This window comes from Marinobacter nauticus, from assembly GCF_003634635.1.
GTDB lineage: Bacteria > Pseudomonadota > Gammaproteobacteria > Pseudomonadales > Oleiphilaceae > Marinobacter > Marinobacter nauticus.
Genome location: NZ_RBJB01000002.1, coordinates 1,156,866 through 1,169,596, shown reverse-complemented (window position 1 = coordinate 1,169,596; position 12,731 = coordinate 1,156,866). Strand labels below are relative to the sequence as shown.

Below are 12,731 nucleotides of genomic sequence, written 5' to 3'. Positions count from 1 at the left end.
CCTGCCAAAAGCAGGTTTCTGTAATGGTGTTCGCCAAAAGCGAACCGGTAACCACAGGTGAGTGATATGACTAACCCTGTCGATCAGGAAGAACTGGCTCTTTTCCGGGAGTCTGTGATCAAGGCTCTGGAAACCGAAGTGGCCCCGCATTACGAGGCCTGGGAGAAAAGCGGCATTGTGCCACGGGAGCTATGGAACACTCTGGGCGATGCAGGCATGCTGTGCGTCGATGTGCCGGAAGACTGCGGCGGCTGCGGTGCACCCTTCCAGTACTCGGTCGTGGTGGGTGAGGAGCTTGCCCGGCTGGGATTCGGTGCGCTTTCCACCAACGTGATGGTGCATTCCGACATTGTCGCGCCCTATCTCAGCCATATCGGCAACGAAGAGCAGAAACAGCAGTGGCTGCCGAAGATGGTATCAGGTGAGGCGGTGGGCGCCATTGCCATGACCGAGCCGGGCGCCGGCAGCGACTTGCAGGCCATGCGCACCAGTGCTGTGAAAGACGGTGACGACTACATCCTCAATGGCTCCAAGACCTTCATCACCAACGGCCAACACGCCGATATGGTGATCGTCGCCGCCAAAACCGATCCCAAAGCCGGAGCCAAAGGGATCAGCCTGTTCCTGGTGGATACGTCGCTGCCAGGATTCAGCAAAGGCCGGAACCTGGACAAGATTGGCCAGCACTCTGGCGATACCTCTGAACTGTTTTTCTCCGACATGCGCATACCTGCCTCGGCGTTGCTGGGCGAGGAAGGACAGGGTTTCGTTTACCTGATGCGCGAACTGCCCCGTGAGCGACTGGTGATCGGAGCGCTGGGTGTGGCAGCGGCCCGGGGCTCGCTGGACATGACCATCCAGTATGCCCAGGAGCGTGAGCTGTTTGGCCAGAAGCTCAGCCAGTTGCAGAACACACGTTTCGAAATTGCCCGCATGGAAACGGATTACCGAATCAACAAAGCGTTTGTGGATCAGTGCATTCGGGAATACGAACAGGGCAAATTGGATGCCCCCACGGCGTCCATGGCCAAGTACAGCGCTACCGAGATGCAGTGTCGTGTTGCTGATGGCTGTTTGCAGCTGTTTGGCGGCTATGGCTACACCACGGAGTACCCGATTTCCAGGAGCTTTATTGATGCCCGGGTGCAGCGGATTTATGGCGGCACCTCGGAAGTAATGAAGGAAATCATTGCCCGGTCGGTTTTAGGTCGCTAATCCCCTATCACTTTTTCGGACAGATACAGACGTTGACCGGGCGGGTGCGGGGAGGCCTTTCAGGAACCGTCAAAAGCCATGGATGGCTTTTGTCGAGCGTACAGGGATGTATTTACAGCGTGTTTCTGAAAGGCCTCCCCGCACCCGACCGCTCACCAAAAAATGAGGACAGTCACCATGAGCTCAAACGATATAGTAATAGCAGGCTCCGCCCGAACCCCCATGGGCGGAATGATGGGCTCCCTGAGCTCGGTACGTTCACCGGACCTGGGTGCCGTCGCCATTAAGGCAGCCATTGAACGCTCCGGCCTTCAGCCGGCAGACATTCAGGAAGTGATCATGGGCTGCGTACTGCCCGGGGGGCTGGGCCAGGCACCAGCTCGCCAGGCCTCGAGGGCCTCTGGCATCCCGGACAGCTCCGGTTGTACCACCATCAACAAAATGTGCGGCTCCGGCATGCAGGCCGTCATCATGGCCCACGACCAGATCAAAGCTGGCACCAACAACATCATGATCGCCGGCGGCATGGAAAACATGAGCCAGGCACCGTACCTGTTGCCCAAAGCCCGTGCCGGCATGCGCATGGGCCATGGCCAGGTGCTCGACAGCATGTTCCTGGATGGTCTTGAGGATGCCTACGAGGGTGGCCTGATGGGCGTGTTCGCCCAGCGCACGGCTGACAAATTCGACATCACCCGCCAGGCCATGGACGAATTCGCCATCGGCTCCCTGCAAAAATCTCTGGCGGCCATCGAAAACGGCTGGTTCCGGGACGAAATCGTACCGGTAACCGTCCCGGGCCGAGGCGGCGACACCGAAGTGGATACCGATGAACAACCGGGCAACGCCAAACCGGAAAAAATTCCACACCTCAAACCCGCGTTCGCCAAGGATGGTTCTGTCACCGCCGCCAACTCCAGCTCCATCAGTGATGGTGCTTCCGCGCTGGTACTGGCCTCAGCCGCCGAAGCCGATGCCCGGGGCCTGACCCCGCAGGCCCGGGTCGTGGCCCACGCTACCAACGCACGCCTGCCGTCCGAATTCACCATCGCACCGATCGGCTCCATCGAGAAGGTGCTCAAGAAAGCGGGGTGGACGCTGGACGATGTCGATCTGTTCGAGATCAACGAAGCCTTTGCCGTGGTCACCCTGGCGGCGATCAATGAGCTGAAGCTTCCTGCGGAGAAGGTCAACGTGCACGGCGGTGCCTGTGCACTGGGGCATCCGATTGGTTCCTCCGGCTCCCGGATCATCATCACCCTGATCAATGCGTTGAAACAGCGTGGGCTTAAGCGTGGTGTAGCCTCGCTCTGCATCGGTGGTGGTGAAGCCACGGCTGTGGCTATTGAACTGATCTGATCGGGTGCCCTTGTAGTCTGCTCGTTCAGGGGCAGGCTTGCGGGGTGGCCGGTGGATTTGTCTTGGAAAAAGAACTCGCTTCGCTCAGACACCTTTTTCCGGCGAAAAACCCACCAACCACCCCGCGCCGACGGGCACTACGGGTAACGCAGTGATGTCTTTCAAAAAGACTATATCTGTTCTGCACGTCGGTAGGGGGGTATGGGGTATTTTTCTGACAGGAAAAAGGTGTCTGAGCGAAGCGAGTTCTTTTTCCCGAAGAAAAATACCCCATACCCGCCGTACCTGCCCCATAACAACAAGGCTGCGAGCCCAACCCTAACTACGGCAAGTCGGTAACGGCCCCCGTAGATGCGGAACTCACCACACGGGCATACTTGGCCAGCACGCCCCGGGTAAATCTGGGTTCCGGCGGCGTCCAGGCTTTGCGCCGTTTTTCCATTTCCGCGTCAGAGATTTCCAGCACAATCGAGTTGCTCACGGCATCAATGGTGATGGTGTCGCCGTCTTCCACCAGCGCAATTGGCCCGCCCACGGCGGCCTCTGGTGTGATATGGCCAACCACAAAACCATGGCTGCCACCGGAGAAGCGGCCGTCTGTAATCAGAGCTACATCACTGCCAAGACCTTTGCCCATAATCGCCGAGGTGGGGCTGAGCATTTCCCGCATGCCGGGCCCGCCCTTGGGGCCTTCGTATCGGATCACCAGCACGTCGCCGGCCACCACGGTGCCGTCCAGGATGCGTGCCTGGGCCTCCTCTTCCGAGTGAAAGACACGGGCGCGGCCGGAGAAATGGGTGCCTTCCTTGCCAGTGATTTTCGCCACCGAGCCTTCCGGAGCCAGGTTGCCATAGAGAATGCGTAGATGACTGTCGGCTTTGATCGGGTTGTCGAAGGCGTGGATGATCTGCTGGCCTTCGGGGTAGGGCACCACGGTCTCGAGGTTCTCTGCCAGGGTCTTGCCGGTCACCGTGAGGCAGTCCCCATGCAGCAGTCCCCGGTCGAGCAGCATCTTCATTAGCGGTTGAATGCCACCAATGGCCACCAGCTCGGACATCATGTAGTGGCCGGAGGGGCGAAGGTCTGCCAGGACCGGTACCTGTTTGCCGATGCGTACGAAATCGTCCAGTGACAGCTCCACTCCCACCGTACTGGCCATACCCAGAAGGTGCAGCACGGCGTTGGTGGAACCGCCCAGCGCGATCACCACGGTGATGGCGTTCTCGAACGCTTCCCGGGTCATGATGTCGGAGGGCTTGATATCGGCTTCGAGCAGTTTCAGCACCGCGGCGCCTGCGGCTTCGCAATCCGCCAGTTTGCTGTCGGAGATGGCGTTCTGGGCGGAGCTGCCTGGCAGGCTCATGCCCATGGCCTCAATGGCGGAGGCCATGGTGTTGGCGGTGTACATGCCGCCACAGGAGCCTGGGCCGGGAATCGCGGTTTCCTCGATCTGTTTGACTTCGATCAGCTCCATGTTACCGCGGGCATGGGCGCCCACCGCCTCAAACACGGAGATGATGTCGGTATGGTTTTCGCCGGGCATGATGGTGCCGCCGTAAACGAAGACCGAGGGCCGGTTCAGCCGGGCCAGGCCCATCATGCAGCCGGGCATGTTCTTGTCGCAGCCACCGATGGCGACCAGTCCGTCGAAGCCCTCACAACCGGCCACGGTCTCAATGGAATCGGCAATCACCTCGCGCGACACCAGAGAATATTTCATGCCCTCGGTGCCGTTGGCTATGCCATCAGAGATAGTGATGGTGTTGAAGATCAGGCTCTTGCCCCCGGCTCCGTCGGCACCCTTGGCGGCCTCTCGGGCCAGGCCGTCAATGTGCATGTTGCAGGGCGTGAGGTTGCTCCAGGTGGAGGCAATGCCAATCTGAGGTTTTCGGAAATCCTCGTCGGTAAAACCAACCGCCCGGAGCATGGCCCGGCTGGCGGATTTATTGATTCCGTCTACCACCGGTGCCGAGTGTCGGCGTCGTTTATCGGTTGTCATGCGTTATCCCTCTCCGTCGTTTCAAGCCGATCGCGACCGTGCCATGGTATCGGAGACCAGTTCAACTCCGGCAACGGTATGCAGTTTCTCCAGCTGAGATTGAAGCATAGCAACTGGCCGGGAACCCTCCAGCGTGAGGGCAATGTCGAGGGTATCGCCAGTTGATTCCATGGCCATCCTGGAAATCCGGAAGCCGCGTACCCGCACCACCCGGCACAGCCGCTCCAGAGCTGCCGCTTCCTGGTTCATGCGGCAATTCAGGGTATATCGTTGACTGGCGCTTTCATGATTCGGCTTCATGCTACCTGCTCCTTGCGGCTGTTCGTTTTACGGGGTTCGTCAATCATTTCCTTGTTGCTGGCGCCGGCTTTGACGATGGGCCAGACGTTCTCTTCGCGGCTGATGGCAACATGCAGCAGCATCGGGCCGTTGTACGCCAGAATGGTCTCGATGCCGCGGCGGATCTGGTCGGTCCGCTCAATGTGCAGGGCCGGGATATCGAACGCCCGGGCCATAGCGACAAAGTCCGGATTGTCGTCCAGATCGATCTGGCTTTCGCGGTTGTTGTAGAACAGTTCCTGTTGCTGACGAACCATGCCCAGGCACTGGTTGTCCAGAATGATCAGCTTCAACGGCAGGTTGTAGCGCCGTATGGTGGCCAGTTCCTGTGCGTTCATCATGAACGAACCATCACCGGTCACGTTGATGACGGTGCGTGTTCGGTCCGAGAACTGGGCGCCGATGGCCGCCGGAAGCCCGAAGCCCATCGTGCCCAGGCCTCCGCTGGTCAGGTGGTGGCGTGGATGGGCGAACTGGTAGTACTGGGCAACCCACATCTGATGCTGGCCAACATCGCAGGCGATGACAGTGTCGTCGCCGGTGATGCCGGAAAGCTGACGGATGAATGCGGGGCCGGTAATGGGTGCCAACGGTTCCTCGTTATCTGCAGCGCGAAAGCCTCCGGTGGTATGCCAGGTGCGACATTGTTTCTGCCAGGCGTCGATAGCCAGTGGCTCCGCCGCAATGGCATCGGTCAATGCCGCCAGAATGGCGTTCAGGTCACCACGCAGAGACAGTTCTGCTGGCCGCAGTTTGTTGATCTCGGCGGCATCGGCATCAATGTGGATCATCCGGGCATTCGGCGCGAAGCCGTCCAGCTTGCCGGTGGCACGGTCATCCAGCCGGGCGCCGATGACGAACAGAAGGTCGCACTCATCAACCGCCTTGTTGGCCGCCCGGGAACCGTGCATGCCGAGCATGCCCAGATCATTCGGGTTGTTTCGGCCGGCGTTACCTATGCCTTTGAGTGTAACCACACCCGGCAGCCCCGAGACTTCGGCAAAGGTACGAAAACGGTCTTCGGCTCCGGCCAGAGACACACCACCACCGCTGTAGAGCAGGGGTCGCCTGGCTGATTTCAGCATGGCCAGGGCCGGGCCGATCTCCGGGCAATCCGCTGGCGGTGCCTCGGTGCGGGCCGGGGCTGGAGCCTCAATCTCGGACAACAGAATGTCTTTGGGAATATCAATCCACACCGGCCCGGGGCGGCCAGCCTGGGCCAGGTCGATGGCTTCCTCCAGAATGCCCGGCAAGTCTTCGGGGTCGTCCACCAGGTAGCTGTGTTTGACGATGCCCAGGGTCATGCCAAGGATGTCGGTTTCCTGAAAGGCGTCGGTACCAATCAATCCGGAGGGGACCTGCCCGGTGATCACCAGCAGGGGAATGGAATCCATGTAGGCATTGGCAACGCCAGTGATCAGGTTGGTGGCGCCGGGGCCGGAGGTGGCAATACAAACCCCCAGTTGGCCACTGGCCCGGGCGTAACCGTCTGCCGCCAGGGCGCAGGCCTGCTCGTGGCGGCACAGCACATGCTCCGTTCCCACGTCATCCACCAGCGCGTCATACAGGGGCATGATGCAGCCACCCGGATACCCGAAAACCGTGCTGATGTTATGGCGGTGGAACGCTGCAAGAATGTGCTGTGAGCCGTTCATGGTCGTTTTTCCCTTTTTCTTTGCCGCAAAAAAGAAACCCCCGGGACCTTGCGGTGCCGGGGGTTTCTGGTGTCGTTGTCAGGTTGTCGCTATCTCACCCGCTTGTCCACGCAAAAGCCCCCGGACGGTACCACGACCACCAGGACTAGCTTCACAAGGACCATAACTGCGTTGAGATTCATGGAATCGACAATCTGCTCTGAATAGAGTTGAACAATGTGTGTAGAATCTAACCCACGTTTTCAGGCGGATGCAAGGGCTTATTTCCGGAAATTCAACCGGTGCCGGTTTTTCCGCTTTCTCAAACCGAATCTGTTCACGGCGAGTGGTGCATGACAAGAGCAAAATGGAGCTCCCTGGGATTATCCCTTCTGGTCATCGTGTTATTGGTTATCTGGATGGCAACGGGTGAGGTAAAAGTTGCCAGTGATGAGGCGCCGGAGGAGCCGGCCTCCGAACAGGTAGCCATAACTCGGGTAGAGGTAACACCGGTCAGCGCCCAGGCTTATCAACCAGCCCTGAAACTTCAGGGCCAGTTGGAGCCCTGGCAGTCGGTTCAGGTCAGTGCCCGGGTGGACGGCACCGTTGAGCAACTGAACGTTCAGCTGGGGCAACAGGTGAAAGCGGGTACGGTGTTGGCGACATTGTCGACGGACGGTCGGGACACGGTGGTTCAGCGCTGGCAGGCCAGTATTCGCAAACTGGAAGCAGACCTGGCCGCCGCCCGGAAACTGCGCTCCAGCAATCTGGCCGCCGAAACCGAAATACTGCGCCTGCAGAGTGAGCTTGCTGCGGCAAGAGCTGAGCTTGCCTCGGCCGAACTGGCACTGAATCACCTCAAACCGGTAGCGCCTTTTGATACCATTGTGAATCGCCGCGAAGTGGATGAGGGCAGTCTGGTGCAGGTGGGAACGCCCCTGTTTGAGCTGGTACAGATAGACCGCCTGAAAGCCACCGGACAGATCCCCCAACAATCGGCGGCGCTGGTTCAACCGGGGCAGGCCGTAGATATTCAGCTGCTGGACGGCTCCCGGCTGGCCGGCGTTGTCAGTTTTGTGGCCAGCGCTGCCAATTCGGACACGCGAAGTTTTGCGGTGGAAGTGGTGGTGGAGAATCCTGAATTGAAGCGGGCTGCGGGCGGCTCTGCCAGCCTGAGTATTCAACTGCCGGAACAACAGGCCACCTTCATATCGCCGGCTTATCTGGGGCTGGATGACGACGGCCGGCCCGGCGTGAAGTATGTCGATGCCGATAATCGAGTGGTGTTTGAGACCGTGCGGCTGCTAAGCGTCTCGACCGACGGTGCCTGGGTTGCCGGCTTGCCGCCTGAGATTCGCCTGATTACCCGAGGGGCCGGATTTGTCTCGCCGGGTGAACAGGTGCGCCCTGTTGATACCTCCGACCAGCGGGGCTGACCGTCATGCGAGCATTGATTGCCGCGGCCATGGACCGAAGCCGCACCACGCTGTTGTTGTTCCTGTTCCTGCTGTTGGGCGGTATGGCGGCCTACCAGGCGATTCCCAAGGAATCCAATCCGGACGTCACCATCCCGATGATCTATGTCTCGATGACGCTTGAAGGCATCAGCCCGGAAGACGGTGAGCGCCTGCTGGTCCGGCCCATGGAGCAGGAGCTGCGCTCGCTGGAAGGCATCAAGGAAATGCGGGGTACCGCCTCAGAAGGCCATGCCTCGGTAATGCTTGAATTCGACGCCGGTTTCGATCCGGACAAGGCGCTGCAGGATGTCCGGGAGAAGGTGGATACCGCCCGCAGCAAGCTACCCCAGGAAGCCGACGAACCCCGGGTCAATGAAATCAACGTGTCGCTGTTTCCGGTGTTGTCGGTAGGCCTGTCCGGTCCGCTGTCGGAACGCGAGCTGATTACCATTGCGCGCCGACTTCAGGATGCCATCGAAGCCATTCCCGAAGTGCTGGAGGTGGAAATTGGCGGCGACCGGGAGGATCTGCTGGAGATCGTGGTGGATCCCCAGGTGCTGGAAAGCTACGGCATCGATTTTGATCAGTTGGCCTCCCTGGTTACCCGGAACAACCAGCTGGTGGCTGCCGGCTCACTGGACACGGGTAATGGTCGGATGGCGCTGAAAGTGCCGGGAGTAATCGAAACCATCGAAGATGTGATGTCGATGCCAGTGAAGGTGGACGGCGACACTGTGGTTACCTTTGGTGATGTGGCCATGCTGCAGCGCACCTTCAAAGACCCGACCGGCTTCGCCCGCATCAACGGGGAGCCAGCCCTGGTACTGGAAGTTTCCAAGCGCTCGGGCGCCAACATTATTGAAACCATTGAGCATATTCGCACCCTGATTGATGAGTCCCGGCCCCGGTTGCCGGAGACCCTCGATATCCGCTTCATCATGGACCAGTCCGAGGAAGTGCGCGATATCCTCTCGGATCTGCTCAACAACGTGCTGACTGCCATTGTGCTGGTAATCATCGTGGTGATCGCGGCCATGGGCCCACGCTCAGCTGTGCTGGTGGGGCTCACCATCCCCGGGGCGTTTCTGACCGGCATCCTGGTGATCTGGAGCATGGGCCTGACGCTCAATATCGTGGTGCTGTTCAGCCTGATCCTCGTGGCGGGCATGCTGGTGGATGGCGCCATTGTGGTGTCTGAGCTGGCAGACCGGAATCTGTCGGACGGGCAGCCGGTCAAAGCCGCCTGGGTGGAAGCAGCCTCGCGCATGGCCTGGCCGGTTATTGCCTCCACGGCGACGACGCTTGCGGTCTTCGTGCCGCTGCTGTTCTGGCCCGGAGTGGTGGGCGAGTTCATGAAATACCTGCCGATGACCGTGTTGATCTGCCTGATTGCCTCGCTGGCTATGGCGCTGGTCTTTCTCCCGGTTTTGGGTGGCGTGAGCGGCGGTCGCCGGCACCACCAGGATGCCAGTGAAGGGCGTTTCATGCGGGGCTACCGACAAGTGCTGGCCGCTCTTCTGCAGCGCCCGGGCTTGACCTTGCTCGGCACCCTGATGGTGATTGTTGTGATCTACGCCGCCTATGGGCGCTTTAACCATGGCGTCGAGTTTTTCCCGAGTGTCGAGCCCGAGTCGGCCCAGGTTCAGGTACGGGCTCGTGGCGATCTGTCGGTGTGGGAACGGGATGCCATTGTACGTGAAGTGGAGTCTCGGCTGCAGAATATGCCGGAGGTAAAGGCCCTGTATGCGCGCTCCATGGTGACCACCAGCTCCCAGATGGCGCCGGATGTGATCGGCGTTCTGCAGTTCCAGTTCACGGACTGGTACACCCGCCGCACGGCCACGGATATTCTGGAAGACTTTCGGGAACGTACGGCCGACATTGCCGGCATTGAACTGGAGTTCCGCAAGCAGGAGGGCGGCCCGGCTGAAGGCAAGCCCATCGAGCTGCAGGTCAGCAGTATGGACAGTACACAGCTGGATGGTTATGTCGACAGCATTGAGAACCGCATGCGCGAACTCGGTGGTTTTGTCGATATTGAAGACGACCGGAGCCTGCCCGGGATCGAGTGGCGCCTGAATGTGGATCGTGAGGCGGCCGCTCGATTCGGTACTGATGTGTTGAGCATCGGCAGTGCGGTTCGGCTGGTAACCAATGGCCTGGTGCTGGCCACCTACCGGCCGGAAGATGTTCGCGATGAGGTGGACATTGCGGTGCGGGTGCCCAACAACTGGCGGGAGCTGGACCACTTGGAGCGCCAGACACTGAACACCCCCCGCGGTCAGGTGCCGCTGTCTGAATTCGTGGACCTGGAGCCAGGCGACAAGACCGGCTCAATCGTGCGGGTTGATGGCCAGCGCACGATCACCATCAAATCGGATATTGCGCCGGGCAGGCGAATGGACGAGCTGCTGCGGACCCTGCAGGCTGAGATGCCCGAGCCACCGGAAGGGGTGAGCGTGCGCTTTGCCGGCGAAAACGAGGATCAGCAGCAGGCCGCCAACTTCCTGACCTCCGCTTTTCTGGTTGCGGTTGGCCTGATGTTGCTGATTCTGGTGACTCAGTTCAATTCCCTTTACCAGACCCTTCTGATCCTGTCGGCGATTGTATTGTCCACCGCCGGAGTGCTGCTGGGCTTGCTGTTTTCCGGTCAGTCTTTCGGCGTGGTGATGGTGGGCATGGGCATTATTGCGCTGGCGGGTATTGTGGTGAACAACAACATCATCCTGATCGATACCTTCAACCAGATGAAGCGGGAGGGCAAAGCCGCCTACGAAGCCGCCCTGGAGACCGGTTGTCTGCGTTTCCGGCCGGTGTTGCTGACGGCCATCACCACAATCCTTGGGCTTACCCCCATGGTGTTGGGGGTAAATGTGAATCTGCTGGAACCATCATTGGGACTGGGTGCGCCATCCACTCAGTGGTGGACTCAGCTGTCCAGCGCCATTGCAGGCGGCCTGGCCTTTGCGACGCTGCTCACTCTATTACTGACGCCGGCTTTGCTGGTTCTGGGAGAACGCACCGGCCAGCGGGTCAGGGGGCTGGTCCGGCGCGTTTCGCAGCGTGATCAGTAGCGGATTCGCCCAGCCAATTCCTGGGCCTTCAGGGCCATAGCCTCGAGCTCCGGAACCGTGCGCAGGTTCTGCTCTGCGGCATCGTGCATGGCTTCGGATATTTCGGCCACTTCTGTGACATTTCGGTTGATGTCTTCGCTGACACTGGTCTGCTCTTCAGCGGCCGTGGCCACCTGCGTTGTGGCGTCGTTTACCTTGATCATCCTCTGGGTAATGTCTGCCAGTGTGGTTCGTACTGCATCCACGGATTCGCTGCTCTCTTTGGCGACCACCTCAGAGGCCTGCATGTACTCTGTGGCGTCCCGGGAGCCATTCTGAATGGAGGCAATGATCTCATCTATTTCCACGGTTGCGTCCTGAGTTTTGGCTGCCAGGTTGCGAACCTCATCGGCAACGACCGCAAACCCCCGCCCGGCTTCTCCAGCTCTGGCAGCCTCTATTGCGGCGTTGAGCGCCAGTAGATTGGTCTGGTCGGCAATTTCCCGGATTACCCGCATGACGTCGCCGACCTGTTGGCCGCTTTTGGCCAGTTCAGCAACGGTGGCCGCGGAACTGCGGATCTGATCGGTCAATCGATTCATGCTGGCAACCGCCTGGTTGATCTGTTCGTCGGCGTGTCGCGTCTGGTTGGCGGTTTCGTCCACCTGGCTGGCAACAGAACTTGCGTGCTGTGCGACGTCCTGAGCGGTGGCTGACATCTCGTTCATCGCCGTGGCTATCTGGTCAATGCGTTGGTGCGCTTTGTCAGACTGAGAGGACACTGCGTCGGCGTTGGACCGAATCATCGCTCCGGTGTCGGCCAGCTGAGACGCGTTGTGTTGCATCATTTCGCCGGTTTCCCGCAGGAACCGGTGCAGGGTTCGGGCGGTGTCCGCCAGTCGACCCAGCTCGTCCGGGCGTTTCAGGGTTACCGGGTCTGTCAGGTCGCCCTCACCAATTCTGCTCAGTTTGGCAATCAGCTCCTGGGTCGGACGTACCACGGATGTCACCAGAACACCAAGACAGGCCAGCGTGCCCATCACGATGGCAGCGAGCAGCAAGCCACCCATCAGCCAGGTGGTTTCCGTTGCGCTGTCCCGCAATTCGCCGGAGTGGGAGACGGCCACGTCACGAATTTTGTTGGCCGCCTGCTCAATCAGTTGCGCGGGTTCACGATCAATCCCGGTCACCGCTTCATCGCCCTCGGTATGATCGTACCCCGAGGCCACGAAATCCTGGTATCCCGCCCGGTACGCTTTGCCCATCCGTTGATGGGCGGCCCTGAACCGGTCCATCAGCGCGCGGGCTTCCTGATCAGCGATTCTTGGGATCAATTGGTCCAGCTGTTGTTGGATACTGGACTCGGTCTTCTGGAACCGTTGCCAGTATTTATCGCGCTGGGCATCGTCGGCGCCGCGAATCAGGACGTTCTTCCATTCCTGAACCTGTGTCTTGAAATCGCTGAGAATGTCTTGCGCTTGCAGGGCCAGGACAATCTCATCACTGATCAGGTGCTCGTATTCATCCTGGCTGGAGAGTGATCGGTTGAAGTAAATGCCTGCAACAATCGCAATCAGAAGGTTGGAGACCACGATGATGGTAAGGATCCGGTTAAGGATGCTTTTGTTGTACCAGCGCATGGGCGGGGTCCTGTAAGATGCTAGGGATAATGGAG

At 59.7% G+C, this 12,731-nt stretch carries 8 protein-coding genes; 4 read left to right on the top strand and 4 right to left on the bottom strand.

Annotated features, from left to right (window positions below; translation table 11 throughout):
• Positions 1 to 66 precede the first annotated feature (66 nt).
• Together C7436_RS05700 and C7436_RS05695 are read left to right on the top strand one after the other, a co-directional pair.
• Entirely contained in the window at positions 67 to 1,215 is a 1,149-nt protein-coding gene (locus C7436_RS05700) for an acyl-CoA dehydrogenase family protein (RefSeq protein WP_121206980.1), read from the top strand.
• 177 nt (positions 1,216 to 1,392) lie between these two features.
• Positions 1,393 to 2,574 (top strand): acetyl-CoA C-acyltransferase, encoded by a 1,182-nt coding sequence (locus C7436_RS05695; protein ID WP_121206979.1) that lies wholly within the window; start codon positions 1,393 to 1,395, stop codon positions 2,572 to 2,574.
• 322 nt (positions 2,575 to 2,896) lie between these two features.
• Here the strand turns inward: C7436_RS05695 and ilvD are convergent, their stop codons facing one another.
• From ilvD to ilvG, 3 genes are read right to left on the bottom strand one after another with little or no spacing between them, the layout of a single operon-like run.
• Entirely contained in the window at positions 2,897 to 4,573 is a 1,677-nt protein-coding gene (ilvD, locus tag C7436_RS05690; RefSeq protein WP_121206978.1) for a dihydroxy-acid dehydratase, read from the bottom strand.
• Positions 4,574 to 4,594: 21 nt separating this feature from the next.
• Positions 4,595 to 4,873, bottom strand: a complete 279-nt coding sequence (locus C7436_RS05685) for an ACT domain-containing protein (RefSeq protein ID WP_011785586.1) — start codon at positions 4,871 to 4,873, stop codon at positions 4,595 to 4,597.
• Positions 4,870 to 6,567, bottom strand: coding sequence for an acetolactate synthase 2 catalytic subunit (gene ilvG, locus C7436_RS05680; RefSeq protein WP_121206977.1), 1,698 nt, complete (start codon positions 6,565 to 6,567; stop codon positions 4,870 to 4,872). The genes C7436_RS05685 and ilvG overlap by 4 nt, the downstream gene beginning before the upstream one ends.
• A gap of 332 nt (positions 6,568 to 6,899) precedes the next feature.
• Here ilvG and C7436_RS05675 point away from each other — a divergent pair, with 332 nt between their 5' ends.
• Together C7436_RS05675 and C7436_RS05670 are read left to right on the top strand one after the other, a co-directional pair.
• On the top strand, positions 6,900 to 7,982 hold the full coding sequence (locus C7436_RS05675) for an efflux RND transporter periplasmic adaptor subunit (RefSeq protein WP_121206976.1): 1,083 nt from the start codon (positions 6,900 to 6,902) through the stop codon (positions 7,980 to 7,982).
• Positions 7,983 to 7,987: 5 nt separating this feature from the next.
• Positions 7,988 to 11,077: an efflux RND transporter permease subunit gene (locus C7436_RS05670; protein ID WP_121206975.1), complete on the top strand. Its 3,090-nt coding sequence runs from the start codon at positions 7,988 to 7,990 to the stop codon at positions 11,075 to 11,077.
• On the opposite strand, the gene C7436_RS05665 is transcribed toward C7436_RS05670, so the two are convergent.
• Positions 11,071 to 12,696, bottom strand: coding sequence for a methyl-accepting chemotaxis protein (locus tag C7436_RS05665; RefSeq protein ID WP_121206974.1), 1,626 nt, complete (start codon positions 12,694 to 12,696; stop codon positions 11,071 to 11,073). The genes C7436_RS05670 and C7436_RS05665 overlap by 7 nt on opposite strands.
• Between the last annotated feature and the right edge of the window lie 35 nt (positions 12,697 to 12,731).

Excerpts from the sequence above, each read along its gene's own strand:
- C7436_RS05700 (WP_121206980.1), top strand. The coding sequence starts at position 67 with ATGACTAACCCTGTCGATCAGGAAGAACTGGCTCTTTTCCGGGAGTCT.
- C7436_RS05695 (WP_121206979.1), top strand. The coding sequence starts at position 1,393 with ATGAGCTCAAACGATATAGTAATAGCAGGCTCCGCCCGAACCCCCATG.
- ilvD (WP_121206978.1), bottom strand. The coding sequence starts at position 4,573 with ATGACAACCGATAAACGACGCCGACACTCGGCACCGGTGGTAGACGGA.
- C7436_RS05685 (WP_011785586.1), bottom strand. The coding sequence starts at position 4,873 with ATGAAGCCGAATCATGAAAGCGCCAGTCAACGATATACCCTGAATTGC.
- ilvG (WP_121206977.1), bottom strand. The coding sequence starts at position 6,567 with ATGAACGGCTCACAGCACATTCTTGCAGCGTTCCACCGCCATAACATC.
- C7436_RS05675 (WP_121206976.1), top strand. The coding sequence starts at position 6,900 with ATGACAAGAGCAAAATGGAGCTCCCTGGGATTATCCCTTCTGGTCATC.
- C7436_RS05670 (WP_121206975.1), top strand. The coding sequence starts at position 7,988 with ATGCGAGCATTGATTGCCGCGGCCATGGACCGAAGCCGCACCACGCTG.
- C7436_RS05665 (WP_121206974.1), bottom strand. The coding sequence starts at position 12,696 with ATGCGCTGGTACAACAAAAGCATCCTTAACCGGATCCTTACCATCATC.